Below are 26119 nucleotides of genomic sequence, written 5' to 3'. Positions count from 1 at the left end.
CGCCGTGGATCACCCAGCGTGAGGGCGAGTGACGGCGCCGCAGCGCGCTGGATCAGGCGCGAGCCACCCGCTTGGATGCATCGCCCCCGTCGCCGATGTACTGCGAACCGCCAAAGCCGACGATGAGGTAGCCGATGATCGACAGCAGCCACAGCATGAAGAAGCTGAACGCCCCGCCCCTGCCGAATGCACGGCCGACGCCGAGCGCAACGATGATCGCCATGACGATGTTCGCAATCGGAATGAAGTACAAAATGACCAGCGCGCCGTGGTATCCGGCGATCTTGACCAGCAGATAGATGTTGTAGATGGGAATGATCGCGCCCCAGCCAGGACGGCCGGCCTTGGTGAAAACAGGCCACAGGGCAATGATCGAAATGATCCACCCGAGCAGCCCGCCGATGATCGACGCCGTCGGGTTGAACGCTGTCGTCTGGGTGGCGATCAGGCCGGTGAGCACGTGGAGCTCGAACATGGTGTCCTTTCAGGAAGAATACTGTAAGCCCGAAGGATATTGGCTTGGTGGTGCCATTTCACGGTTTTACGGCAGCGACACGCCTAAATCGGTGAATTCACACCCAAACGGGTGACGAGTCGACTGTCGTTTGCGACGTATGTGCGGTGCGCGTGCAGCGCGCCGCTCACATCATCGTGTCGAGGATGCCGGTGAGCTGCTCGAATGTCGTCATCGGGTTCACGATGGCGAACCGGGTGTTCGGCCGGCCCTGATGTGAGCTCGGGGTGACGAACGCGAGTTGCTCCGCAAGGAGCCGCGCGGACCAAGCGGCATAGTCGTCGCGCGTCCAGCCGTCGCGTTCGAACACCACCACAGACAGTTGCGGCGGGCGCACGAGACGAAAGCCCTCTCGCGACTCGATCTCCCTCGCGATGTCCTGTGCGAGCGAGATCGACGCACCGATCGCCTGGCGGTACGCGTTCTCGCCATAGGTTGCGAGCGAGAACCAGAGCGGAAGCCCGCGCGCCCGGCGCGTCAGTTGCACCGCGTAGTCCGACGGGCTCCATTCGGCCGCGTCGGTGAGGGTGTCCAGATATTCGGCGTGCTGCGTGTGGGCGTGGCGGCCCGCCTCAGGGTCGCGGTAGATGAGCGCGCAGGCGTCAAAGGGTGCGAACAGCCATTTATGCGGGTCGACGATCACCGAGTCGGCGTGTTCGACACCGGCGAAACGGTGCCGAACCAACGGCGAGAGCATCCCGGTGAGCCCGTACGCACCATCCACGTGCAGCCAGAAGTCGAAGTCGCCTTTCAAGGCTGCGATCGAAGCGATGTCGTCGACGATTCCGAAGTTCGTCGATCCTGCTGTCGCGACGACCGCGAAGATGGATGCTCCGCCCTCCTCGAGCGCTGCCTGCACGTTGTCACCGCTCAGCATTCCGCCCGCCGACGGGGACACCGGCACAACGTCGACATCCATCACCCGCGCCGCCGACGCGATCGACGAGTGCGCCTCGGCGCTGCAGACGATCTTCCAGCGCGCGGGCAGCTTCGCGCCGACACTCTCCCGCTGCGATCGCGCGTGATCACGTGCCGCGACCAGGGCGGAGAGGTTGCCCAGCGTGCCACCCTGAACGAAGACCCCGCCGGCAGTGGCGGGCAGCCCGAACTCACGCGCCAACCAGGCAAGCACCTCGTTCTCGGCGAACACAGCGCCGGAGCCTTCCAGCCAGGAGCCCGCATAGAGCGCACTTGCCGAGACCACGAGGTCGAAGGCTGTGGCTGCCTTGGTCGGCGCGGTCGGAATGAACGACAGATATTGCGGATGATCCGTGGTGATGCACGCGGGCGCCAGCACGTTTTCGAAGAGGGCGAGGGCGCGCTCGGCACCGAGGCCGTCTTCGCAGATCGAGCCCGATGCCTGCTGCCTCAACTCGCCTTCCGAGAGTGGTTTGTCGAGCTGCGTGTCGCTGCTGAGGATGCGACGCCGCGAATAGTCGAGCACCAGATCGACCAGCGCCGTTGTCTCGCCCGATACTTCGTGCATCCGTTTCGGTGACTGCTGGCTCATATTCCGAGGATATGCGCTCACCTCGCGCACTTTCTCGGGGTTTTGCGCAAGAGATCGCCGCATCCGCCCGCCAGAAAGCAGAAGCCTTGCGCCTGCGCCGCGTAGGCTCCTGCCATGACGGATGCGCAGGCGCCAGTAAGTCCCACCCACGATGTCGTGATCGTCGGCGGCGGGCACAACGGGCTGACGGCGGCTGCCTACCTGGCGAAGGCCGGCAAGAGCGTGATTGTTCTCGAGCGACTGGATGCCGTCGGCGGCGCCGCGGTCAGCGCGCAGCTGTTCGACGGGGTCGAGGCGTGGCTGTCCCGATACTCGTATCTGGTCAGCCTGCTGCCGCAGCGTATCATCGACGACCTGGGCCTGGACATCCGCCTGGCTCGGCGGCGCTACTCTTCGTACACGCCAGTGCCAGGCGATGCGGATGGCCGCGGCCTGCTCATCGACAACGAGAACGCCGCGGCGACCGCGGAATCGTTCACTCAGATCGGGGCAGGCGCGGATGCCGGCCCGTTCTCTCTGTTCTACGAGCATTGCGCCCGGCTCACGCGAGCGCTGTGGCCGACGCTGACGGAGCCGCTGCTGACTCGCAGCGAGGCGCACACGCTCGTCGCGGATGATGCTGTTTGGCAGGCCATGATCGAGCGGCCGATCGGCGAGATCATCGAGAGCCAGCTTGCCGATGACCTCGTGCGCGGTGTCGTGTTGACGGATGCCCTGATCGGCACGTTCGCACGTGCCGGCGACCAGTCGCTCGACCAGAATCGTTGCTTCCTCTATCACCTGATCGGCGGCGGCACCGGCCGCTGGGACGTGCCGATCGGCGGCATGGGCGCGGTCACGACCGAGCTCGCCCGGGCAGCGCGAGATGCCGGCGCCCGCATCGTCACGCGCGCCGAGGTCACGAGCGTCTCGCCGACCGGCGAGGTGTACTACCGGCGTGGTGAGCACGAACGGGTGGTTGTCGGTGCCTGGGTGCTCGCGAACGTCGCACCGTATCAGTTGGAACAACTGTTGACACCCGCTGGTCGAGTAGCGAGCGAGGAACGAGCACGCGTATCGAGACCAACACTCCCCGAGACCACCGTGCCGGATCTCGATACGGGTCTCGATACGGGTCTCGATACGGGTCTCGATACGGGTCTCGATACGCTCGCTGACGCTCGCTACTCGACCACCGTCTTTAATGCTCGCGACTCGACCACCGTCTTTGGCACTCGCTACTCGACCACCGTCTTTGGCGCTCGCGACTCGACCGACGAAACACCGGAGGGCGCCCAGGTCAAGGTGAATCTGGCGGTGAGGCGCCTGCCGAGGCTGCGCGATGCATCCGTTGACCCGGCAGCGGCGTTCGGCGGCACATTCCATATCAATGAGGGCTACCACCAGCTCGAAAAGGCACACAGGGATGCTGAACTCGGCATCATCCCCGATCCCTTGCCCTGCGAGATCTACTGCCACACGCTGGCCGACTCGACGATCCTCGACCCGGAGCTCGCTGCATCCGGAGCCCACACACTCACCGTGTTCGGCCTGCACACGCCGCATCGCTGGCTGACCGCCGAGAACAACGACGAGATGCGACGCAGGTTGCAAGCCGCGGTACTGACGTCGCTGAACTCAGTGCTCGCCGAGCCGATCGAGGATCTACTGCTGACGGATGCACATGGCGCGGCGTGCATCGAGACTAAGACGACGCTCGACATCGAAAACGCGCTCCGGATGCCCGGAGGCAACATCTTCCACGGCCCGCTGTCCTGGCCGTTCGTGGAGGACGATGCCGAGTTGCGCACGCCGGCCGAGCGCTGGGGGGTCGCGACGCGGCATCCGCAGATCTTGGTGTGCGGGTCAGGTGCGCGGCGCGGCGGCGCGGTCAGCGGTCTCGGCGGTCACAATGCGGCGATGGCCGTGCTGGAGAGCGACTGACAGCCCGCGGTCGGGCAGAAAAGTAGAATTGGGTGATGACTGCTCGAACCCGCGGCATCCTGATCGATGAAGAGAGCCTCGGTGAAGCGTGGCTCGCCGCCGCGGCACGCATTCTCGAGCACGGTAGAGAGACACACTACGACGCGCTGCCGATCCGAGAGCTCGAGCAGGTCACCATCGAGGTTGCCGAGCCGGACCCGAATGATGCCATTATCGCGGAGCTTGCGGACCCGGAGCGACTGGCGTGGATGCACGCGAACTTCACCGATCACTCGTTGGTTTCGGAACTCGGCGACGCCGCCAGCTACGCGAGCCGCTTGCATGACTACGGTCGAACCGGCCGCGACCAGGTCGCCTGGGTCATCGATCGGCTCCGGTCGGATGCGGCATCCCGATCCGCGACGATCAGCACCTTCGAACCGCTCACCGATACCAGCTACGTCCCGTGTGTGAGCATGCTCGACTTCTGGCTGCCCGATGGCTCACTGGAACTCATCGCCTACTGTCACAGCATCGACTTCGGCACCAAGGGCTACGGGAATTTGGTGGAGCTGGCTGCCCTGCAGTGCGAAGTCGCTCGAGCCGTGGACGCTCCGGTCGGCCGACTGACGATGATCGTGAAGTCCGCACACGTTTACGCGACGGAGTATGACTCGATGCGCTCCACGCAGGCCGAGTTGTACACAGCGCTCGGCGCCCGGCCACGGGATTGATAGCGCGATTGCGGGGCGGCCGCGCACTGCTCGTCGTCGGTGTGCTGCAGGCTGGCCCCTTGCGGTTCACCGCGCTGCAGCACCGCGTGCGCGGCATCTCCCAACGGATGCTCACCCTCACCCTCAGGCAACTCGAGCGAGACGGCCTCGCCTCTCGAACCAGCTTTCCCGAGTCCCCGCCGCGCGTCGAGTACGAACTCACCCCGCTCGGACATACTCTCATCGAGCCCGTGCTCGGGCTGGCCGCGCGGACGAGCGTTCACGGCGGCACAATTGAAGCGAACAGGGCGGCCTTTGACGAGGCCCGTGAGGAGGCGTGACATGAAGCGCGAACACGTTCGACACGAATTGACCGTGCGGCACCTTCGGGTGCTCGCGCGGCGCGAACTGACGCCGAGCATGGTCAGGATCACGCTGGGCGGCACCGGGCAGGGCGGCGCCCAGCAGGCCGACGGCGCCGAGCTGGCTGGCGCTGACGGCCTCGACGGGTTTGCCAGCCTCGGCCCGAGCGATCACGTCAAAGTCTTCTTTCCCGACCCGGCGACCGGGATCGTGACGGCACCGTCCATCAGCGCCGACGGCGTGCACCGGCCCACAGACGGCATCGTCATCTCGCGTGACTACACGCCGCGAGCATTCCGTGCGGCCGCCGACGGTGTGCCCGCGGAACTCGACGTCGACTTCGTGCTGCATGGGGCGCCCGGTAGTCGCGCGGAGGCGGAAACGGCAGACGGCGGGCCGGCATCGGCTTGGGCGGCCGCGGCATCCGTTGGTGATCCGTTGGCGATTGCGGGACCGCGCGGTTCGCGCCTCGCGCCGGATGACGCCGCTCACGCCGTGCTCATCGCCGACGAGACCGCACTGCCCGCTTTCTCGCGCTGGCTCGAGCTTCTACCGGCGACCACGCGGATCACGGCCATCCTGGACGTGGCCAACGAGGACACAGAGCACTATCTGACCGACGCGCAGCGAGCGCGCGCATCCATCGAGTGGACTTATCGCGAAGACGGCTCAGGTCAGTTGGAGGAGTCGGTGCGTTCGCTCGGCCCGATCGATAGCGACACCTATGTCTGGGCGGCCGGCGAGGCGACGACCCTGGTGCCGGTTCGACGTCATCTGCGGCGCACACTCGGCCTCGACCATGATCAGTTGACCGTTGAGGGCTATTGGCGGCGCGGCATCACGAATCTCGACCACCACGCACCGATCGACCCGAGCGACCCGGACTGAGTTAGCCGGATCGAGTTAGCCGGATCGAGTAAGCCGGATCGAGCGAGCCGGATCGAGCATAAGCGCAGCACAACCGAAAGGGCACCACGATGGTGAATCTGATAGTCGGCACCGACAGTGACGACGTCGGCGTCGATGTAACACTCTCGGCCGAGCGGTTCAACCGGCACACCTTCTGGTGCGGCCAGAGCGGCTCGGGCAAGACCTACGCTTTGGGGGTCGTGCTTGAGCAGTTGATACTCCAGACAGAACTTCCCCTGCTCATCTTTGATCCGAACGCAGACTTCACACGTATGAATCGCCCGCGCCGCAGCGCGAATGCGGATGCTGCTGGGGCCTTCACCGAATCTGATATCCGGGTTTTTCACTCGACCAGTAAGGATGCGCCGCAGCTGCGCACGCGATTCATCGATTTGTCGGCCGCCTCAAAGGCAGCCGTTCTTCAGCTCGACCCGATCGCGGATGCAGATGAGTACAACGTTCTCCTCCATGCCGACGTCGATGTGTTGCGGTTCGACGGCTCGAACTTTCTCGCGACGCTGCGTGATTCCGGCGATCCCGGAAAGCAGCGTCTCGCCACGCGGGTCGAGAACCTCCAGGTGCTCGACTGGGAACTCTGGTCACGAGGTGGCGATTCCGTTACGGACACCATCGATGAGCGGCCGCGCGCCACGGTTCTCGACCTCGGCGGCTTCTCGCACCCTGCCGAGCCCAAGGTTGCTGCGCTCAGTGTGCTGGAGCATCTGTGGGCCAACCGCGAAAAGCGACGACCTCTGCTCATCGTGATCGACGAAGCCCACAACCTCTGCCCGCCGAACCCGACCACGCGGGTCGAGCGAGCGGTCACAGAGCTGCTCGTTCAGATCGCCGCCGAGGGTCGAAAGTTCGGGTTGTGGCTGCTGCTTTCGACGCAGCGGCCGACCAAGATCCACCCGAACGTGCTGTCGCAGTGCGACAACCTGTGCCTGATGCGCATGAATGCACCGCGCGACCTTGCCGAACTCGCCGACGTGTTCGGATTTGTGCCTGAGGAGTTGTTCGAACGATCCCCAGAGTTCCACCAGGGTCAGGCGCTCTTCGCCGGCGGTTTCATCCAGGCACCGACGATCGCGCAGATGGGTGGGCGCATCACCGAGGAGGGCGGCGCAGACGTTCAAGTGCCGATGCGAGCGGCAGTTCGCTAGAACGTGGGCAGCCGTTCTTTAGAACGTGAACAGCGGCCCGAGAATGAGCAACGCGATCACCAGCAGAACGATGATGCCGCCGACCGCGCCAATGGTCTTCGCGGACAGTCTTGCGACACCGAATCCGACGAAGAACGGGAGCGCCGCGAGCAGCAGCGACAGAATCCACCAAAAGGCGAGGAAGCCGCCCCGTGATGCGTCGGCCAATCGGCCGCCGAACAGAGTTTGGGTGGCCGGATGTGTCGCAAACGACAGGCTGGCTGAGAGCGGGAAGGCGATGACGACGGCTGTGATCGTACCAGCAAGCATGCCCCAGACGCCTTGCTTTTCGTGCAGTGGGCCGCTGCCGCTTTCGGATCGAGATGTTTGCTTGCTCTTCGAACTCATTGCCCCATCCTAAGGGTTCGCTGAGGGTCGCGGGGGTGCTTGTGAGGCAGCCTCAATGCCACCGATGATCGGTTATCGCCGCGCGCGGACCGTGTCGCGGCGGCATGACTCCGCTGGCTCCGATGAGCCGCACCACGCGCTGTCGCTGGCCTTCCCACGGTGCGAGTAATTCGAGCATTCCGTCGTCGTCGGTCGCGCTGCCGGTGAGAGCGTAGCCGACGATCGACGCGAGGTGATAGTCGCCGACGCTGACGGCATCCGGATCGCCGTGCGCACGCTGCGCGGTCTCGGCCGCGGTCCACACACCAATGCCGTTGACCGAGCACAGGCGCGCCGCGACAATCGCACCGGGCAGCGGCGCGCCGTCGACGCGGTCGGCCGTGCGCTCCAGACCGGCTGCAACGCGCGCAGCGCTCACCAGAGTTCGCGAACGCTGCGGATCGACGCCGGCCCGATGCCACTCCCACGACGGGATGCGCCGCCAGGCCTCCGCGCTTGGAACTACCCTCATGTCGGCGGGTGCGGGCCCCGGGGCTACCGTGCCGTGCGCGCGCAGCAGCCTCACCCACGAGCGATACGCCTCCAGACTGGTGACCTTCTGCTCGATGATGGCGGGCGCAAGAGCCTCGAACACCCGCCGCGTGCGCGGCAGTCGCAGCCCTTCGGTGCGCCGCCGGGCCTCTGCCAAAAGAGGGTGCATCGACACGTCGAGCGCGCTCCAATCATCGGATGCGCCGAGCAGCTCGGGCAGGCAGTGCAGCGCCCACGGCGCCCCAGCCCCCCACGCGATCGCGTCAACTCCAGCGCGCGTCTGGGTCAAGCGCAGGGTCGCGGGTCCGGTCGGTGCGAGCAAGGTGCGCCAGAGGCCGGCGGCGTCCCACCTGGACGTCGGGTCGTGCGGTCCGCGGCCAAGGATGCCGAGCGTGAGTCGCAGCTCGACCGGTTCGCGCGGCGTGTAACTGCAGCGCAGCGGCGCAGAGTCACGTGACGCGGCCTCGGGTGCGGGCACGACCTCCGTCGCATCCGCCAGTTGCACGTCCATGGCACCGAAGCTTACGTGAGCGCACCGACTCCGCCCGCCACCTCCACCAGGGTCAGCCCTGAGATCTACCCTGAATCAGCCTTTCGGTCGTTGCCGAGTGTCGGAGGCGCCCCGTAAGGTCTCACCATGACAAATTCGACCGCTCTATCCCCCGCGTCCATTGCGTCACTTCCCATTGCCACCCTGCGCACAGCTGTCGCGGGCCCCGTCTTCGTTCGCGGCGACGACGGCCTCGCCTCCGAGATCGCAGCCTTCAATACCGCTATTACTCACGATCCGGATGTCGTCGTCGGCGTCGCATCGGAGGCCGACGTCGCGCATGCGGTGCGCTTCGCCGCCACCCACGGTCTCCCGGTGCACATCCACGCGACCGGGCACGGCGCCTCCGCTCCGTTCGAGGGCGGAATGGTCATCTCGACCAGCCGGCTCGACACGGTGCTGGTGGACCAGAAGAAACGCCTGGCCGCGATTGGCGCCGGGGTGCGCTGGAAGCCGGTGATCGAAGCGGCCGCTCCGTTCGGTCTTGCGCCGATCACGGGCTCATCCGTGACGGTCGGCGCCGTCGGCTACACGCTCGGCGGCGGGCTCGGCCCGCTGGCGCGCAGCCACGGGTTCACGTCGGACTGGGTACGCGCCTTCCGTGTGGTGACGGCCGCCGGTGACATCGTCATCGCCGACGCAACCACGAACCCAGACCTGTTCTGGGCGTTGCGGGGCGGCAAGGGCGGTCTCGGTGTCGTCACGCAGATGACCTTGGAACTGGTGCCACTGCCCGACCTCTATGCGGGCAGTCTGATCTTCGACGGCGCTGAGAACATCGAGGCAGCGCTGCGGGTGTGGACTGAGTGGCTGACGGATGCGCCGGCGAACGTCACGACATCCGTCGCGCTGCTGAAGATGCCCGAGCTCGAGTTCATTCCTGCGCCGCTGCGCGGGCGGGATCTGCTCGGCTTGCGTTTCGCGTTCCCGGGCGTGGCAGCTGAGGGCGAACGACTGATCGCGCCGCTCCGCGATGCCGCGCCCGTCTACATCGACAATGTCGACGCCATGGCACCACGCGATGTCGGCATGATTCACAACGACCCGGAGGAGGGTGGACCCGGTTGGGAATACGCCGCGACACTGTCCGGGATCGATCAGGAGCTTGTCACCGATTTGCTGGAGCATCTCGGCCCGGACTCCAATTCGCCGTTTCTGTCTGCGGAGCTCCGACAGTTGGGAGGGCGCACGACTGTGGACGCCGATGTGCCGAGTGCCGTCGGCGGTCGCGGCGGCGGCCTGCTGCTGAGCCTGATCGCACTGGACCCGAGCAGGTTTGCCGCAGCCCCGGAGGTCGCCGCCTCGTTCACCTCCGCGGTGGCGCCGTGGCTGGCCGAGGTGACGAATGTGAACTTCCGCGGCGACACAAGCGAGCCCGACGTGTTCGCATCGTCCTGGCCGGTCGAGATCCACGACCGATTGCGTGCCGTGCGATCCGAATACGACCCGAACGGCGTCTTTGCATTCGGTCCCGCTTCGCCGGCCGAGTAGCCCGCGAGCGCAGCGAGCGCGCGTATCGAGACCCCGACAGGCCGACGCGGCGCACTCGGCCGCTGGCCCCTAACGAACCCAGACTCGCAGATCACCGAGCTCGCTGAAGCCGGCGCCGAGCGGTGCGATGAGGTCCGCGCCCGATTCGTAACCGACCAGTCCCAGACCCGGGAACAGGCGCGAGACCTGGTCCACGATGCCAGGCCAGACCGACTCTGTCGCAAACCCCTGCGTCGCGACCACATTGCTGACGCCGACGATGGCACCCGTATGGCTGAGCACGGCGCCGGCAGCGAGCGCACCGGCAGCGTCGGCGCGCAGCAGCACGATCCCGGGTTCGGTCAGCAGTGACTGTCGGAAGACGGCGCCTTGCGGATGCAGCGTGGCCCATGCGTGCAGGTCGTGCCGCTCGAGCACGCTCCACGACAGGCCCTCGATGGGACCGGCTTCGCGGTGGGCGTGCCGCCCGCTCTCCGCATGCTCCCGAGCGGGTGCGCGATAGATCCACCGGGCGTCGAGCAGCACGTCGAAGCCGTCGCCGCTGAGGTCGAGGGCCGCGAAACTGTCCTTCACGGAGCATCCGTCCGACGCGTCGATGCCGGTCAGCAGCTCTCGGCTGGCTGATCGTCGGAGCGTGACGGCATCCGGATACGTCGGCGGCGTACGCGACGCGGCGATCCAGGCATCCGCAGTGAAGCGCGAACGGATGCCGTGACTGCGCACCAGCGCCTCGCACCATTCCGCGTTGTCGCGTGCCGCCTGCTCGAGAAGGGGCACGCTACTGCCAGATGCTCGGCGCGGCGGCGCGAGTCGGCGGCAGCGCGGCATCCGCTCCCCACTGGGCAAGCCAGGCCGGCAGTTCGAGGTGGGCCGGATCGCTGCCGACTGCGGCGAGCAGGTCGGGCATTGGCACGGTGCCGCCCTTGCGGCTCAGGAAGCGCCCGCGAATGACGGCCTGTGCGTAGATCTCTCCGCCCACGACGGCGCGCTGCTCGACATACACGGCTTTGGCGTCGAAGCCGACGATGCGCGACTCGACGGTGAACCGTTGCCAGAGTGTCAGCGACTTGCGAAAGCTGATCGTTTCACTGACGACGACCGGGTACCAGCCGCGTTCTTTGAAGATCGCCCAGATGCCGCTGCGGGTCAGCATGTCGAACCGGCCGATGTCGAAGATCGACAGGTACACGCCGTTGTTCATGTGCCGGAGAATGTCGAGGTCGGTCGGCATCACCCGAAACCGGGTACGTGCGACGTCAAAGTGGCCGAGCCGGCGGCCGAAGCGCGAAATGAAGCCGTGGAGAATCGTTCGAAAGAGCATGTGCACCCGGCAATGCTAGCGAGCCGAACGGTGTGCGGCATCGGCGCTGTGGGGGTCCTACAGTCGGCCGCGCGAACGCCGGTTCATCTTGTCGAGTGCGTCCAAACGGTCGTTATGGATCGTGAAAAGGTGGCGCCCGCGTGCGTTTGGGCGCACTCGCCCGCGATCACGAAGGTCAGGCTACGAGGGGGCCGCTACGACAAGTGACGCTCGGCTGGACCGTTGTAGGCGGACAGCGGGCGAATGAGTGCATTCGCGGCGTACTGCTCCATGATGTGTGCGGTCCACCCGGTCACCCGGGCGGCCGCGAACAGCGGTGTGAACGTTGCGGTGTCGAATCCGATCAGGTTGTAGACCGGGCCGCTCGGGTAGTCGAGATTCGGCTTGATGTTCTTGCGCTCAGCCATCCCGCGCTCCAATGCGGTGTAGAGGGCAAGCAAGTCGGGGCGGTCATAGTGTTCGACGAGCTTGTCGAGGGATGCCTTCATCGTCGGCACCCGGGAGTCACCGTTCTTGTACACCCGGTGCCCGAAGCCCATGATCTTGCGCTTGTGCTCGAGTGCATCGTCGAGCCACGCGCCCACTCGGTCTGCGGCGCCGATCTCGTCGAACGCGTGCATCACAGCCTCGTTCGCGCCGCCATGCAGGGCTCCCTTCAACGCGCCGACCGCGCCGGTCACGGCCGAATACAGGTCGCTCAGAGTCGAGGCGATCACGCGCGCGGTGAACGTAGAGGCGTTGAACGAGTGCTCCGCATACAAGATGAGCGAGACCCGGAACACATCGGCGACGACATCATCGGCCTTCTCACCAAAGGTCATCCACAAGAAGTTGTGCGCGTAGTCCAGGTCGTCGCGCGGCTCCACGAGGTCGAGTCCGTGGCGGCGGCGCTGGTCGTATGCAACGATCGCCGGCAGCTGCGCAAAGAGGTGCACAGACTTGCGCAGGTTGTGCTCCTCGTCGTTCTTCTCAGCATCCGGATCGTTCGCCCCGATCACGCTGACGGCGGTGCGCACGACGTCCATCGGGTGGGCTGATGTCGGCAGCTCGTCGATGATGCGCCGCACATTGGCCGCGAGCGCGCGCTGGCTGTGCTCGAGGAGTTCGAACTCGGCCAGTTCGACATCCGTCGGCAATTCACCGTGCCAGAGAAGGTAAGCCACCTGTGCGAACGTGCAGTTCGCCGCGAGCTCCTGCACGGGGTACCCGCGATACAGCAGCGAATTCGTTTCGGGGTTGACGCTTGAGATCGCGGTCGAATCGACGACGACGCCAGCCAATCCTTTGCGGATCTGCGGTGCTTCGCTCTCGCTCATCGGGCGCTCCTTCGCGTTTGTATGTCCATCGTTTGTCCGTCTGTCTAACCTGCGCTCGGCTGCGTGAAAACCGGGCGGATGCCTGCAGTCGAGTATTGCATCTCGGAAGCGCGTGTCGCTATCCGGGTGCCGGGCCCGCCCGGGACACCGTGTCGCCGCACGGCTCGGCGTGCCGCTCGGCGCGCCGCTCCGCGCGCCGTCGTGCGCCGTCAGGTGCCGTGAGGTGCGAGGTCAGGTGCGAGGGCGCGCGCCGTCCCAGGTTTGGGACCCGATGACGGCGAGAAGCTGCAGCTTCTGGGCGCTTTCGCTGCCCGGGGTCGCCGTGAAGACGAGCAGAAACAGCCCTTGGTCCGGATCGCTCAGTGTCTGGCAGCTCAGTTCGAGAATGCCAAGTTCTTGGTGCTGGATTCGCTTGACCTGCGTGCCCTTCACCGCGACTTCGTGCTGACTCCAGATCACTGAGAACTCCGGGCTGACGCGCAGTAGCTCGTTCACGATGTCGCCGACTCTCGATCGACTGCCGGCTCGAGAATAGGCGGCGCGCAGGTCGGCGACAAACGTCCTGGCGCGCAATGGATGATCGGTCTCCGGATAGATGCTGCGGGAGGAGGCATCCATGAACCATCGGTAGACGGTGCTGCGGTTCAGACCCGTGTACCCGCGCTGATCGCCGAGCAGCGCGATCGCGAGCGGTGTTTGCAATAGCGTCTCGCCGATGTCGTTGATCACGAGAGCCGGTGTGTCTGTGAGTCGGTCGAAGATGCGCAGCATCCCGGGTGAGACGTGGTCCGACATGCCGACGCGCGCCGGAGCGGGGTGACCGGCGAGCCGGAAGAGGTGGTCGCGCTCATCGCGGGTGAGATGGAGGCCGCGGGCGATCGCCGCAACCATCTGTTCGGATGGCTGTGGCCCGCGGCGCTGTTCGAGGCGACTGTAATAGTCGGTGGACATCCCTGACAGCGACGCGACTTCCTCGCGGCGAAGGCCGCTTGTGCGCCGGCGCGGCCCTCGGCTCAGCCCGACGTCTTCGGGCTGCAGCGCTTCGCGCCGCTTGCGCAGAAAATCCGCCAGTTGTTCTCGATCCACCCGCCCATCCTTTCGCACCGACCCGGGTCGAACAAGGGAGCGCCAATCCGTGGATAACAGATCCGTGGATAACCGCGGCCTGAATGCGGCAGCCGGATCGCGGCATCGTTCATTCGTGGGCGGGCCGCCCGAGACATCGCAAACGTCGACTGTCGGCCCGACGAAACCGCACGGACGGAATCACCAGGAGGAAATGACATGACAACGCAAAGAATCGCACTTATTACGGGAGGCAATCGAGGCCTTGGCCGAGCATCCGCCATCGCTTTGGCGCGCAGCGGCGTCGACATCGTGCTGACCTACCGGTCGAATGCCCAAGAAGCAGCCGATGTGGTCGATTCGATCACGGCGCTGGGGCGGAGCGCATTCGCTCTCCGACTGGACACGACGGCATTCGCGGACTTCGACCGGTTCACCGCAGAACTCGGTGAGGCCTTGACGGCCGGCTGGGGTCGTGCTGATTTCGACATCCTCGTCAACAACGCCGGATTCGCGCTGCCGACGCCGCCCGGCGCCGCAACAGCCGACGCGATCGATCGGTTGATGGCCGTGCATTTCAAGGGCGTCGTGCTGCTGACGCAGAGCCTCGTTCCGCTCATCGTCGACGGTGGGCGCATCCTGAACGTGTCAACCGGGCTGACCCGGTTCTATGGTCAGGGTTTGTCGATGTACGCCGCCGCGAAGGGTGCCGTCGAGGTGTACACGCGGTATCTCGCCGAAGAGCTCGGCCCGCGCAGAATCTCGGTGAATGCGATCGCTCCAGGGGCCACGGCAACAGATTTCGGGGGCGGAATGGTGCGAGACAGCGACGCTGCACGTGCTGCATTGTCGTCGGTAACGGCGCGCGGTCGTGTCGGCGAAGCGGATGACATCGGTGGCGTCGTCGCCGCGCTCCTCGGTGAAGCGACGGGATGGATGACCGCGCAGCGCATCGAGGCATCCGGCGGTCAGCGACTCTGAGCGGCCGGGAACGGCGGGGAACGGCCGGGAACGGCGAGGAACGGCGAGGAACGGCGAGCGAGCCTATCGGGGCCCGGGAGCCCACTACCCGTCCGTGCTCGTCGAACAAAGCAACCCGCGCCCGCGGGAAATGAATGCCCGTTGTCGCTGTTTCAAATCCGCCTTATGTAAGGCGGACTTGAAACAGCAAAAAATGGGCACATCGCATCCGGGGCCGGTGGTTGCGGGTCAGCCGCGTGCACTCAGGTCGATCTGCACCGGATAGCCTGCCCTCAACGCGGCGACGGTCGACGGGGGCGTGATGACGTTGGCCGCTCCGCGCGCGGGTCGAGTGCGGTGCGCGGCGTAGCCGTTGTGGGTCCACTCCACCAATTCGTCACCGAGAACGAGGTGCGGCGCATCCTCGACGAGCGTGAATGTGCCATCCGGCAGGTCGTCCCATGGCAGCGAGTGGATGCGTCTGCGGTGCGTGCCGCGCACGATCCGCTCTGCGTGCAATTGGCGGTTCATTTCGGTCGCGGTCGGCGCCGCGACGCCGAGCCCATTCGCCCATGCGGTTCGGTAGGCCTGATAGTCGGCACGGCGGCACTCGGCACACGGTCGATGCCCCGCTGCGAATGAGACCGCCTCGTCGTGGAAGAACAGATACGTGTAGTGAGTCGGCTGCCACTGCTGATTCCAGCGTCCGCGAAACTCGAGCACACACGTGATCCACAGGTCACTCGCGTGGAATCGCACGATCTCATGCCCCGAATGGATGCGCCCGCGATTGCCCGTCCACGCACCGCGCAGCGGTATCGCGACGACATCGCCGAGCGGCGTTACGCGATTGCGTTCTGTCATCCGTCTGCTCCCATCCGTGCCGGACTCGCTCTCATCAGTGCCGGACCGCAAGTACCGGACCGCAAGTCCCGGACCACAAGTGCCGGACAACCTTTCATTCGCGCCGGAGGTTCATTGCCGCACGCGCTCCCATCTATCTGTTACAGACAATCAGTGCCTGACGCGATACGCGAGGTGAACAACACCGTTCCCGAAGCGATGCTCGTCTAACAACTCGAGCTCGAGCCTGATGTGATCGGGGATGAATCGCGTGCCACCGCCGACGGTCACAGGCGAAACGATTGTTCGAATCTCATCGACGAGCCCTGCACGCAGTGCGTGCACAGCCACGTGCGGACCTCCGATCGAAAGGTCGCGAGAAGAGGCATCCTTGAGGGCTTGCACGGCGGAGGGATCGAACGTGCGCTCGAGCCGCGTCCTCTCACTCGACACGGTTTGCAGTGTGCTCGAGTACACGATCTTTTCGGCGGCGCGCCACAGCTCGGCATAGTCCCTGATGAACGGCGGCATGCTTGCCGTGTCGACGGTCTCCCAGTAGACCATGACCTCATAGAGCCGTCTGCCGAACAAGTAGGTGCCGATTGGTCGCTCGAGGTCGTTCACGAATTTGTGAACCTCTTCGTCCGGCGCACTCCAATCGAACGCTCCGTTCTCATCGGCAATGTAGCCGTCGAGCGATGTGATGCCCGTGTAGATCAACTTCGCCACGTCCGCCTCGCTTTCGTCCATTGGATGTGCGCGTCAGGCTCGGGGCCGAATGGAGATTCAGCGCACGACAGCTAGTCCGGTTCCCTAGACCGTAAAACCAACCTCCGACAACGCACAACAACCAATCGCTCCAAAACTCACCCCTTTCGATATTTATAGAATATTTCTTCGGATTTGACTAGCCAGTGGTATATCTTCATTAGCTTTTATCTTCGATTTCGTGTTAGAATGGTCTCATGATATCGACATCGCAACAGGTTCGGGAGGCCGCCGAGCGCGTGGCAAACTCCCTTGCTGCCTGCGAAGATTCGCCGATGGATGCGCCGCCGTCGCTTCCGACCGTCGTGTCACGCTTCGACGATGACGACCTGCTCACCTTGCTCGCCGATGCTGCCGCATTGCGAGCGGAAGCAGATGCAATCATCGCTGCGGGCGCGGGCGTGGTCGCGAAACGATCTGAACGAGAGCTTGGCTACAACGGCCTCGCAGCACGCACCGGTCACCGCACCACCACTAACTTGGTGCGATTTGTCACCGGCTCGACCCGCTCGGAAGCGTGGCGCCAGGTGCATCTTGGCGAGGCGATGCGCGAATCGGATGCCGCGGCGCGACTGCTCGAAACCGATCCTGTCGTCGATTCGCCGGCGAATGTCACCGCAGGCACTGGTACTGATGAGGATTCGCCCGAGGCGCCGAGTGAACCAGCTGCGTCGGCCTCGCCCGAGTTGCCTTGGTTCGAGCCGATCACTCGTGCTGTGGCCGAACATCGCCTCAGCCCGGACGGCGCCTCAGCGCTCCTGCGCGGGCTGGGCCAGCCGACCGAAGACTGCGGCGCCGAGATGCTCCGCGAAGCCGCGCTCACACTGCTGTCGGATGCCGAGAACATCCACGCCGACGAGTTGAGCAAGCGCGCGCGGTGGCTGCGGGATCAACTCGATCCCGTCGGCGTCGCTCAACGCGCACAACGCCACTTCGATGACAGAAAGGCACGACTGGGTCGCAACGCGACCGGCGCGCGAACCGTGTGGCTAGAGTGCGATGACGAGTCCGGCGAATGGTTCGATACCATCGTCTCCTCTGGCATGCGTCCTCGAAGGGGTGGACCGCGATTCATCGACAAGGCCGAAGCCGAACAGGCAGAAGCTTTGAAGAACGATCCGCGCACCAACGATCAACTCGTCTTCGATCTGATCATCGGAACGTTGCGCACTGGAGCACTCGCGGATCCGACGGCCGTATTCGGTTCTCGCCAAGCGGGAGTACGCGTCGTCGTCACACAGGAAGAATTGAACAAGCGCGACGCACACGGCAACCTCACCGGTACCGGATTCTTCGAGGAAACCGGCGAGGCTGTTGCCCCGGCGACGCTAGAGCACCTGCTCTGCGACACCGGCGCCCGGCGGATTACCGTCGATAGTGAAGGAAATCCGCTCGATGTCGGTCGAGAGCAACGGTTGTTCACGGCCAAACAGCGGGTGGCGATGGCCATCCGAGACGGCGGATGCATGCATCCCGACTGCGACAGACCGCCCTCATATTCTGAGGCGCATCACATTGACCACTGGTTTGAACACCACGGCGCAACAGATATCAATGCGGGCATTTTGCTATGCCGTTATCACCATATGCTTTTGCACAACGAGCATTGGCGCATTCGGCGAGAGGGCACGGTGTTCTGGCTGCACCCGCCAGAAGGCGATCCGCGTGCGCCGATCCGACTCCGAAGTAAGGCCGCGTGGTGGCAGAGCGGACAGAAGAAGGCGAGCTGACCGACGCAGGCGAGATGCGCGGCGCTGGAGCTACACTCGCAACAACACCCATGCGCGACGGCCGGCCGACATCCACCACCTGCAACGATCGCCGCTCCACAGTCACCGCTACACAGTCACGTCGAAACTGTCAGGTTGAGACAGTCAGGTCGAGACTGTCACTGTGAGACTGCCACTTTGAGACAGTCACTTTGAAACAGTGAAGTTGAAGACCGACGTATCGAAGTGGTTGTAGCCCTCATAATCGATCAGGTCATACAAATCGGACCGATGCTGCATCTGGCCCAACTGAGACGTCAGCGCACCCTCAGAGTTCAGCGTGTCGAGAGCGCGCTCAGCCGCACCTATCGCCATCCGCAACAACGAAACCGGCCAGATCACAATATTGACGCCAATGTCGGCAAGTTGCGCAGTCGTGAACAACTCGCTCTTACCGAACTCCGTCATGTTCGCAAGGATCGGCACGTCGACGGCTGCCCGCACTGCCGCAAACTCTTCAAGCGTCGCCATGGCCTCGGGGAAGATCGCGTCGGCCCCGGCATCTACGAGTGCCTTGGCGCGGGTGATCGCCGCGTTGAGTCCGTCAACTGCGCGAATGTCCGTGCGCGCCATGATCAGCAGATTCGGGTCGCGGCGAGCATCCGCGGCCGCACGGATTCGCTTCAGCGCCGTCGACTCGTCGACCACCTGTTTTCCGTCCAAGTGACCGCACCGCTTGGGATTGACCTGATCCTCAATGTGCAGACCGGCGACGCCGGCATCCTCGAGTTCCTGCACGGTTCGAGCAACATTCATCGGCTCACCGAACCCGGTGTCCGCGTCGACCAGAGCGGGCAGATCGGTCATCCGGGCAATCTGAGCGGAACGACCGGCGACCTCCGTCAGCGTTGTCAGGCCAATGTCAGGCAGCCCGAGGTCCGCAGACAGGACTGCCCCCGAGATGTAAACGCCGTCAAAACCTTTGCGCTGAATCAAGCGCGCCGACAGCGGATTGAACGCCCCCGGAAACCGCAACAACTCCCCGCTGGCAAGCCGTTCGCGGAACGCGGCGCGCTTCGCCGCCACACGGGTCTGTGCATACAACATCAGAACAACCCCTTCGGACTCTCGACCGACGCAAGCACCCCGTGACGTGCCGCGAAGCTCAAACCAGCGAGCTCATCCGAGCCAAGCGACGGTAAACGCTGTGCGAAGTCGAGGAAACGCTCGATCTCCTGCTCCTCCAGCACATCGGACGCGAGCGTGCGGAACTTGGCGATGTAATCCGCCCGCGCGAACGGGCGAGCGCCGAGCGGATGTGCATCCGCCACCGCGATCTCGTCGATCAACTTCGAACCGTCAGCCATTGTGATTTCGACACGTCCGCCGAACGCTTTCTCCGCAGGATCGAGCGAGTGATAGCGGCGCGTCCACTCCGGGTCTTCCTCGGTGCTGACTTTGTGCCACAGCTCGACCGTGTCCGGTCGTGCGGCGCGCTCGGGCGCGTACGAACCGACGTGATCCCAGACGCCGTCCTGCAGGGCGACGGTAAAAATGTACGGAATCGAGTGATCGAGCGTCTCGCGCGACGCCGTCGGATCGTACTTCTGCGGATCGTTCGCACCCGAGCCGATCACGAAATGCGTGTGGTGCGAGGTGTGCAGCACGATGCTCGCGACGTTTTCCGGCTTGTCGAACAGCAGCGGATAGTCGTTGTGCAGTTTGCGGGCAAGGTCGATCCAGGCCTGCGCCTGATACTCGGCGGAGTGCTCCTTCGTGTAACTGTCGAGGATTGCGCGCTTGGCCTCACCGGTCTCGGGCAGCGGCACCTCGTACGAGCCGTCCGGCCCGTCGAGCAGCCACGCGATGACGCCGTCTTCTCCCTCCCAGATCGGGGTCGGGCTCGTTTCTCCACGCATTGCTCGGTCGACCGCCTCAATGGCCATCTTTCCGGCGAATGCTGGTGCGTATGCCTTCCAACTCGAGATCTCCCCCTTGCGCGACTGCCGGGTCGCGGTCGTGGTGTGCAACGCCTGACCGATGGCCTGGAAGATCGTTTCGGTCGGCAGCCCCAGCAGCGTTCCGATGCCCGCTGCTGCGCTCGGCCCGAGGTGGGCGACGTGGTCGATCTTGTGCTCGTGCAGGCTGATCGCTTTCGCGAGGTCGATCTGCACTTCGTACCCGGTTGCGATTCCGCGCACGAGGTCACGTCCGGTCAGACCGCGTTCTTTTGCGACGTGCTGCGCCACGGCTGTGATCGGCGGGATGTTATCGCCCGGGTGCGAGTACTCGGCTGCGAGGAAGGTGTCGTGATAGTCGAGTTCGCGTACGGCCACGCCGTTCGCCCAGGCGGCCCACTCGAGCGAGACGCGGCGGGCGGCATCCGTTCCGAAGACAGTGGAACCGCTGCCCCCGACCGATACCGGATGCGCCAGCGCTTGCGATCGTGCGGCCACAACCGGATGCCGCGTCAACGACGCCGCTGCGACCGCCGCGTTGTCGATGACGCGGTTGATCACCATTTCGGTGACCTCGTCGGTCACCTCAACCGGGTCGACGGCGACTTCGGCGAGTTGCCAGGCCAGTTGGCCCTCACGGCTCAGGTTCTCATCGCTGCGGTGCACCCGCAGGTAGTGGGTCTTCATCGTGTTCCTTTCGTGCGCCTGCGCGCGATGGTCGAACCAGCGGATGCGCCAATCGATGCGCCGTTGCGACGCACCGAATGAAGTAGGTTATCGAGGCTTTTCTTCAGGTGTACAGCGGTGGCCTGTGCTGCGAGCGTCTCATCAGAATCAACGATGGCCTGCACAATGAGTCTGTGCTCTGCAGCGGACTCGGCGAGTCGCTTCGGATTGTCGTGCGCGAGGCGACGCGCGCGCTCCAGATGAGCACGCAGACTTCGCAGTGCATTCAACAGGTAGGAGTTGGCTACAGCATCGTCGATCGCTGCATCGAGGCGCGCGACCAGGGCGTAGTAGTCGTCGTGCCCGGCGTCGGCGTTTGCAGTGTCGGCGGGTGCAGCGTAAGCGGGCGCAGCGTCAGCCAGTCCAGCGTCAGCCAGTCCAGCGTCGGCCAGGCTATCGCCGGCCAGACTATCGGCGGCCAGTCCGTCACCAAACACAGCAGCAGCCTGCCGCCCAAGCCGCTCGGACGCGTCATCGAAGTCGGAGAGGAGCTGCTCGAAGACGTGTGGCCCGCGCCGGCGTGCTGCCAACCGGCTCGCCTGAGTTTCCAAGGCTTCGCGCAGTTCGAACAATTCGACCAGATTGTCGGGTGAGACGGCCGTGACGACCCCCGCGCGACCATGGGCGGTGTCGACGAGCCCCTCAGCCGCAAGCCGGGTGATGGCCTCCCGTAACGGCGTACGCGAAATCCCCAGTCGCGCCGACTGTTCAGACTCGCCAAGAACGGTGCCCGGGGCCAGGCGCCAGCGAAGGATGTCCTCCCGGAGCGCCTCGTAGGCCTTGTCGCTGGCACGCACCGGTCCAGTCTACGCTGCATTGGCCCGCAGTTGTATACCCAGCATCCAAAACCATCACGTTAGACCGGCAAAAATCGCGTTCAGGTATACCGAGGGAGCTCAATCGCGCGGCCCGATCCGCAATTACGCAGCCCGGATCCCGATCAGCTCGGGTCGTCGAAGGCGGCCGTCGCGATCAGGAGGGCGCGTGCCAGCGTGTGATAGTGCAGGTTGAAGCCGAGCACGGCGGGCGTCGATTCCGAGTCGAGCTCGAGTTGCTCGACATCGACGGCGTGCACAGCGAAGATGTAGCGGTGTGTTCCCGTGCCCGCCGGCGGCTCAGCACCGGCGAACTCGCGGCGCCGATACTCGTTCTTGAGCGTGCGCGCGCGAGAGGAAAGTGCACCTCCGAGAGCGCCTGCACCCGTGTCAAGTGAGGTTACGGACGCGGGGATGTTGTAGGCAGCCCAATGCCAGAAGCCCGAGCCGGTCGGAGCATCCGCATCGAAGCAGGTGACCGCGAAGCTCCGGGTGGCTTGCGGAAAACCCGACCAACTCAACTGCGGAGAGAGATCCTCGCCGCCGGCGCCTGCACCGCGATGCGCAGCAGGCATCGGCTCGCCATGCACGATATCCGTGCTTCTCACCGTGAATGACGGTACGGAATCGAACTGCTCGTACGGGTTTATTTCGTCCATGACGGCTCCCTGGGTGACGTGTGCCTCCGAGCCTACGCGGGTCGCCCCGCCGGGTTGCCGAACGACCCAGCACCTGCATCATGTCGGCTGCGCTACCGCGGCCCGAGGCCGACCGTGCCGTCGAGCAGTTCGCGCGCCGCGTCGAGATGACCGGCGTGCCGGGCGGTCTCCTCAATCATGTGCAGCGCAACCCAGCGCAGATCGCTGATGTCCTCGCCCTCCCACTCCTGGTTGTGCGTACCTTTCAGCGCGGCCCCCAGAGGGGTCGCGGCGAGGATCTCGTTCGAGAGTTCGCACTGCCGGCGGTAGTAGTCGAGCACGGCGACCGCGGAGTGATGCGTCGTGAACGGCGCATCCGGATCGCAAGGATCGTCATCGACGTCGGGCCAGGCGTACTCCGAGACCGCGCCGCAGGCCACGTCCTGAAACCAGTGCTGTTCCGCGTCGGCCAGGTGTTCGATCATGCCGAGCGGGGTCCAGCCAGAAGGCAGCACCTGTGTTGCAAGCTGCTCGTCGTCGAGACCGTCGACGATCGCGAGCACGCTGGAGCGTTGGGCATCGAGAAAATGTTGCAGCACCGCGATCTCGCGAGAGTCCTTCTCTACCATCCGCCCACGTTATGGCCGCGGCCAGCCACCCTGCAACCGGGCGCTCAGCTCAGCGAGCTCACACTGTGCGCGGCGGCCGAGCGACGCACGCGCTCCGGCAGCGAACGGATTGCCCAGCCCGTCACGCGCAGCATCGCCTCGGCCACGATCGCATTCGACATCTTCGACTTGCCGTGCACGCGCTCGATAAAAGTGATCGGCACTTCTGAGATCTTCAAGCCCGCCACCGCTGCGTGCCAGATCATGTCGATCTGAAAGCAGTAGCCCTGGCTCAGCACCGCGTCCAGATCGATCCGGCGGATCGCATCCGCTGTGAATGCGCGATAGCCGCCTGTGACGTCGCGTACGGGAACCCCCAGCGCGAACCGCGCATACATGCTGCCGCCACGCGACAGCACCTTGCGCTCGATCGGCCAGTTGACGACACCGCCGCCTTCGACCCAGCGCGAGCCGACGACGACGTCCGCGAATTGCAGCTGGTCGAGCAGCCGCGAAAGTTGCTCTGGCTGATGGGAGCCGTCCGCGTCCATCTCGACGAGTGCTTCATAATCGGCGGCGAGACCCCAGCGCATACCGTCGCGATACGCGGCACCGAGCCCCTCTTTGCCGGCGCGGTGCAGCACGTGCACCTGCGTGTCGGTCGCGGCAAGCGCATCCGCCAGTGCCCCCGTGCCGTCGGGTGAGTTGTCGTCGACTACCAGAACGGATGCCGTTGGCACCGCCGTGCGCACCCGGCCGACGATCCACTCGACATTGTCGCGCTCGTTGTAGGTGGGGATGATCACGAGGGTTCTCATGAGTAGCGGGGTCCTTTCATCCGAAGACCTTCTTATTGCAGCGGGTCGCGCTGAGCGTCTGGGGCGGAATCGGGGACTTCTGACTGAAGGTCTTCTCAGCGAGCACATTGCCGTCGCTGAGATTGACGGATGCCGCACCCCCGCTCAAGACGTTGCTTCCAGCACCCCGGATGCTTGACCTCCGACAGTCTGCGCCCGACATCAACACGGCTCTCGCGGACAACGCGCGAGGCGCCACGATCAAGCTCGTCGTCATCTGACGCGCGCGGTGGTCACGGGCGCCGTCGGTTGGTGCTTGCTCGGCCTCACCTGCTCGACCTGATCTGCTCACCCACGCCCGCTCGGCATCACTCGTCGAGTCGGGGCAAGATGTCACTGGTTCGCGGGCATCTGTAACATTTTGGCCCGACTGGATCTACTGCCCGATGCGGGCGGGCGCCCCGCGACTGCTGGTCGCCCACCGGCGCCTCCGCGTACGGCCGGGTTCGACGGGTTGGCGGCCCGGCACGGGTGCGCCACCGGTGCGCAGTTGATTGAGCGGGTCACCGGGGTGTCCTCGCGTACGGCGCGGCAACGGGTGCGGGTCGCCGCCCAGGCGGCAGCCCGGGTGTCGGATGTGGGGTTGCCGTTGCCAGCGTTGTTCCCGGCGACGCAGGCGGGTCTGGCCGGTGGGGTGACCGGCATCGATGCCGCCGACGCGATCACCAGCACCCTGAGAGTGCTGCCGGGCACGGTCCCGGTTCAGGCCCTCGAGGCGGCCGAGGCGACCCTGGTCGGCAACGCGATCGGCACCGAGGACACACCGCCGGTGTGCGCGGATTTGATCCGCGGGCAGGCGGCACTGTTCCGGGACCGGTTGGATGAAGACGGTATTCAGCCGCGTGAGGACCGGATGATGGCCAAACGCGGCATCCGCTTCTTCCGGCGACCTGACGGCATGTTGGGCGTCGACGGGGCACTGGTCCCGGCGCAGGAAGCGATCATCGTTCCGGTCTTCGACGCGTTCCTCTCACCCCGCACGGCCCCCGCGTTCCTGGCCGCGGCCGAAGACGGCGCACACGAGGCCGCCGACGGCATAGCCCGCGAGGGCGCAGCAGGTGACGAGGCGGCAGGCGGCGGCATCCAGCAGGTCACCGTCGACAGTGGTGGGCGGGTAATCGACCTGTCCTCCAAGGCCCGCTTCTTCACCCCGTCGCAACGCAAGGCGATGATCGCCCGTGACGGGCCGACCTGTGCCAAACCGGGGTGCAAGATCCCCGCGTACCTGGCTGAGGCCCACCATGTCATCCCGGACAGTGAGGGCGGACCCACAGAGGTAGACAACGGCTGTCTGTAATGCTGGTTCGATCATCGACTTGTCGAACACGGCGAATTCACCGTCAAAATGGTTCGCGGCAAACCCGTCTTCAGCCCACCCGGCTGGTACACCAAACGCGAATACCTACGACCACACCGCCACAACTGACCCGAATCATTGGATCGCTGATGCCTGCGCAGCGCACAAGGCGCGGACTATCAGGGCATTTACGAAGTCGGGGAATGCACCATCTTTTCCTCGCCAATCAACCACCGAAAACGTTCGAATCCACGACTTTGCCAAGGCCCTGGCCGACTAGCGCGGCGCGCGCGGCGACGCATACGGCCGAGTGGCCGTCAGGTCGGCGCTGATGCGTTCGGCGGCACGCTGCAGGTGCGGTAGCAGATCCTCGTGGATCGACTCGATCGTGCGACTGCTGGTCGAGGTCGACACATTGATCGCTGCCACCACCTCACTGCCGTGACGAATTGGAACTGCGATCGAACGCAGGCCCTCCTCAAGCTCCTGGTCAATGAGCGCCCAGCCGCGCTCTCGTACCTCAGCCAGGTCAGCAACGAGTTCGTCGTGGCTGCTGATCGTGTGCGAGGTGAGACGTGCGATGCCCACGTGGGCGAGGTAAGCATCCAGTCCGTCCTGATCCAGGGCGGCGAGCATCACGCGTCCCATTGAGGTCGCATACGCTGGAAATCGAGTGCCGATGTTGATGCGCACCGACATGATTCGCCGGGCAGGAACACGAGCCACGTACACGATGTCCGTGTCGTCGAGCACGGACAGCGATGTGGACTCGTGGATGATCGACGCCAACTCCTCGAGGTGCGGCTGCGCGATCTCAGGCAAAGACAGCGCAGACAGGTAACTGAAGCCGAGGCCCAGTACCTTCGCAGTGAGCGAGAACTGTCGGCCGTCGCTGCGCACATAGCCGAGCTCGACCAGTGTGAGCAGGAAGCGCCGACTCGTCGCCCTGGTCAGTCCGGCTCGGCGGGCGATATCGCTGAGCGTCATCTCGGGGTGGTCAACGTCGAAGGCGCGGATGACCGCCAACCCGCGCGCGAGCGATTGCACGAACTGACCGCTGGGTGACGGAGTCTCCTCTGCCGCAGGATCCACGTCGCTGGCTGGTTCGGTCATCTGAAGCCTGTCTTCCTCGGTATTCGGCGTGGGGCGCGCTGCTCGATTCCGTAGAACGCACGTGCGCTCTGCGAACACTCAATCCGTCGATG

The 26119-nt window shown here is 65.0% G+C and carries 27 protein-coding genes; 9 read left to right on the top strand and 18 right to left on the bottom strand.

Annotated elements, in window-relative coordinates; genetic code table 11:
• Positions 1-52: 52 nt before the first annotated feature.
• Positions 53-475 carry a DUF5684 domain-containing protein gene (locus tag QU604_RS01060; RefSeq protein WP_308466944.1) on the bottom strand — a complete coding sequence of 141 codons (423 nt, stop codon included), beginning with the start codon at positions 473-475 and terminating at the stop codon, positions 53-55.
• A gap of 166 nt (positions 476-641) precedes the next feature.
• Positions 642-2024: a pyridoxal phosphate-dependent decarboxylase family protein gene (locus tag QU604_RS01055; protein ID WP_308466943.1), complete on the bottom strand. Its 1383-nt coding sequence runs from the start codon at positions 2022-2024 to the stop codon at positions 642-644.
• 114 nt (positions 2025-2138) lie between these two features.
• Here QU604_RS01055 and QU604_RS01050 point away from each other — a divergent pair, with 114 nt between their 5' ends.
• From QU604_RS01050 to QU604_RS01030, 5 genes are all read left to right on the top strand, one after another.
• Positions 2139-3947 carry a phytoene desaturase family protein gene (locus QU604_RS01050; protein WP_308466942.1) on the top strand — a complete coding sequence of 603 codons (1809 nt, stop codon included), beginning with the start codon at positions 2139-2141 and terminating at the stop codon, positions 3945-3947.
• Positions 3948-3982: 35 nt separating this feature from the next.
• Positions 3983-4660 (top strand): thymidylate synthase, encoded by a 678-nt coding sequence (locus QU604_RS01045; RefSeq protein WP_308466941.1) that lies wholly within the window; start codon positions 3983-3985, stop codon positions 4658-4660.
• A gap of 8 nt (positions 4661-4668) precedes the next feature.
• Positions 4669-4980, top strand: coding sequence for a winged helix-turn-helix transcriptional regulator (locus QU604_RS01040; RefSeq protein WP_308466940.1), 312 nt, complete (start codon positions 4669-4671; stop codon positions 4978-4980).
• Position 4981: 1 nt separating this feature from the next.
• The gene (locus tag QU604_RS01035) at positions 4982-5890 is read left to right on the top strand and encodes a siderophore-interacting protein (RefSeq protein ID WP_308466939.1); all 909 of its coding nucleotides are present in this window, start codon (positions 4982-4984) and stop codon (positions 5888-5890) included.
• An 89-nt stretch (positions 5891-5979) separates the two neighbouring features.
• A complete protein-coding gene (locus QU604_RS01030) occupies positions 5980-7074 on the top strand; it encodes an ATP-binding protein (RefSeq protein ID WP_308466938.1) in 1095 nt (364 codons plus the stop codon).
• Positions 7075-7092: 18 nt separating this feature from the next.
• On the opposite strand, the gene QU604_RS01025 is transcribed toward QU604_RS01030, so the two are convergent.
• Entirely contained in the window at positions 7093-7461 is a 369-nt protein-coding gene (locus QU604_RS01025; protein WP_308466937.1) for a hypothetical protein, read from the bottom strand.
• Between the two features lie 52 nt (positions 7462-7513).
• Complete coding sequence (locus QU604_RS01020) at positions 7514-8503, bottom strand: DNA-3-methyladenine glycosylase family protein (RefSeq protein WP_409349988.1); 990 nt, start codon at positions 8501-8503, stop codon at positions 7514-7516.
• A gap of 126 nt (positions 8504-8629) precedes the next feature.
• On the opposite strand from QU604_RS01020, the gene QU604_RS01015 reads away from it, so the two are divergent.
• Positions 8630-10033 (top strand): FAD-binding oxidoreductase, encoded by a 1404-nt coding sequence (locus QU604_RS01015; RefSeq protein ID WP_308466936.1) that lies wholly within the window; start codon positions 8630-8632, stop codon positions 10031-10033.
• Between the two features lie 69 nt (positions 10034-10102).
• Here QU604_RS01015 and QU604_RS01010 read toward each other — a convergent pair whose 3' ends face one another.
• The 4 genes from QU604_RS01010 to QU604_RS00995 all read right to left on the bottom strand — a co-directional run bounded on the left by QU604_RS01010 (position 10103) and on the right by QU604_RS00995 (position 13756).
• On the bottom strand, positions 10103-10810 hold the full coding sequence (locus QU604_RS01010; RefSeq protein WP_308466935.1) for a hypothetical protein: 708 nt from the start codon (positions 10808-10810) through the stop codon (positions 10103-10105).
• Position 10811: 1 nt separating this feature from the next.
• Entirely contained in the window at positions 10812-11360 is a 549-nt protein-coding gene (locus QU604_RS01005) for an acyl-CoA thioesterase (protein ID WP_308466934.1), read from the bottom strand.
• Positions 11361-11548: 188 nt separating this feature from the next.
• Complete coding sequence (locus tag QU604_RS01000; protein WP_308466933.1) at positions 11549-12670, bottom strand: bifunctional 2-methylcitrate synthase/citrate synthase; 1122 nt, start codon at positions 12668-12670, stop codon at positions 11549-11551.
• A 231-nt stretch (positions 12671-12901) separates the two neighbouring features.
• Positions 12902-13756: a helix-turn-helix transcriptional regulator gene (locus tag QU604_RS00995; protein ID WP_308466932.1), complete on the bottom strand. Its 855-nt coding sequence runs from the start codon at positions 13754-13756 to the stop codon at positions 12902-12904.
• 198 nt (positions 13757-13954) lie between these two features.
• Between QU604_RS00995 and QU604_RS00990 the strand changes: the two genes are divergently transcribed.
• Entirely contained in the window at positions 13955-14716 is a 762-nt protein-coding gene (locus tag QU604_RS00990; protein ID WP_308466931.1) for an SDR family NAD(P)-dependent oxidoreductase, read from the top strand.
• A 228-nt stretch (positions 14717-14944) separates the two neighbouring features.
• Here QU604_RS00990 and QU604_RS00985 read toward each other — a convergent pair whose 3' ends face one another.
• Together QU604_RS00985 and QU604_RS00980 are read right to left on the bottom strand one after the other, a co-directional pair.
• Positions 14945-15559 (bottom strand): hypothetical protein, encoded by a 615-nt coding sequence (locus QU604_RS00985; RefSeq protein WP_308466930.1) that lies wholly within the window; start codon positions 15557-15559, stop codon positions 14945-14947.
• A gap of 150 nt (positions 15560-15709) precedes the next feature.
• Positions 15710-16267, bottom strand: coding sequence for a dihydrofolate reductase family protein (locus tag QU604_RS00980; RefSeq protein WP_308469011.1), 558 nt, complete (start codon positions 16265-16267; stop codon positions 15710-15712).
• Positions 16268-16503: 236 nt separating this feature from the next.
• Here QU604_RS00980 and QU604_RS00975 point away from each other — a divergent pair, with 236 nt between their 5' ends.
• Positions 16504-18036, top strand: coding sequence for an HNH endonuclease signature motif containing protein (locus QU604_RS00975; RefSeq protein WP_308466929.1), 1533 nt, complete (start codon positions 16504-16506; stop codon positions 18034-18036).
• A 186-nt stretch (positions 18037-18222) separates the two neighbouring features.
• On the opposite strand, the gene prpB is transcribed toward QU604_RS00975, so the two are convergent.
• The 7 genes from prpB to QU604_RS00940 all read right to left on the bottom strand — a co-directional run bounded on the left by prpB (position 18223) and on the right by QU604_RS00940 (position 23726).
• Positions 18223-19122, bottom strand: coding sequence for a methylisocitrate lyase (gene prpB, locus QU604_RS00970; RefSeq protein WP_308466928.1), 900 nt, complete (start codon positions 19120-19122; stop codon positions 18223-18225).
• Positions 19122-20660: an MmgE/PrpD family protein gene (locus tag QU604_RS00965; protein ID WP_308466927.1), complete on the bottom strand. Its 1539-nt coding sequence runs from the start codon at positions 20658-20660 to the stop codon at positions 19122-19124. The genes prpB and QU604_RS00965 overlap by 1 nt, the downstream gene beginning before the upstream one ends.
• Positions 20657-21496, bottom strand: coding sequence for a GntR family transcriptional regulator (locus QU604_RS00960; RefSeq protein ID WP_308466926.1), 840 nt, complete (start codon positions 21494-21496; stop codon positions 20657-20659). Before QU604_RS00960 ends, QU604_RS00965 begins: the two co-directional genes overlap by 4 nt.
• A gap of 143 nt (positions 21497-21639) precedes the next feature.
• A complete protein-coding gene (locus QU604_RS00955) occupies positions 21640-22173 on the bottom strand; it encodes a YbhB/YbcL family Raf kinase inhibitor-like protein (protein WP_308466925.1) in 534 nt (177 codons plus the stop codon).
• A gap of 92 nt (positions 22174-22265) precedes the next feature.
• On the bottom strand, positions 22266-22781 hold the full coding sequence (locus QU604_RS00950) for a DinB family protein (RefSeq protein ID WP_308466924.1): 516 nt from the start codon (positions 22779-22781) through the stop codon (positions 22266-22268).
• A 44-nt stretch (positions 22782-22825) separates the two neighbouring features.
• The gene (locus QU604_RS00945) at positions 22826-23578 is read right to left on the bottom strand and encodes a polyprenol monophosphomannose synthase (protein ID WP_308466923.1); all 753 of its coding nucleotides are present in this window, start codon (positions 23576-23578) and stop codon (positions 22826-22828) included.
• A 16-nt stretch (positions 23579-23594) separates the two neighbouring features.
• Entirely contained in the window at positions 23595-23726 is a 132-nt protein-coding gene (locus tag QU604_RS00940) for a hypothetical protein (protein WP_308466922.1), read from the bottom strand.
• A 252-nt stretch (positions 23727-23978) separates the two neighbouring features.
• Between QU604_RS00940 and QU604_RS00935 the strand changes: the two genes are divergently transcribed.
• A complete protein-coding gene (locus QU604_RS00935; protein WP_308466921.1) occupies positions 23979-24914 on the top strand; it encodes an HNH endonuclease signature motif containing protein in 936 nt (311 codons plus the stop codon).
• A 276-nt stretch (positions 24915-25190) separates the two neighbouring features.
• Here the strand turns inward: QU604_RS00935 and QU604_RS00930 are convergent, their stop codons facing one another.
• Positions 25191-26027, bottom strand: a complete 837-nt coding sequence (locus tag QU604_RS00930) for an IclR family transcriptional regulator domain-containing protein (RefSeq protein WP_308466920.1) — start codon at positions 26025-26027, stop codon at positions 25191-25193.
• Between the last annotated feature and the right edge of the window lie 92 nt (positions 26028-26119).

The organism is Rathayibacter sp. SW19 (genome assembly GCF_030866825.1).
Taxonomy (GTDB): Bacteria; Actinomycetota; Actinomycetes; order Actinomycetales; family Microbacteriaceae; genus Rathayibacter_A; species Rathayibacter_A soli.
This window is presented reverse-complemented; position numbering and strand designations above follow the sequence as displayed.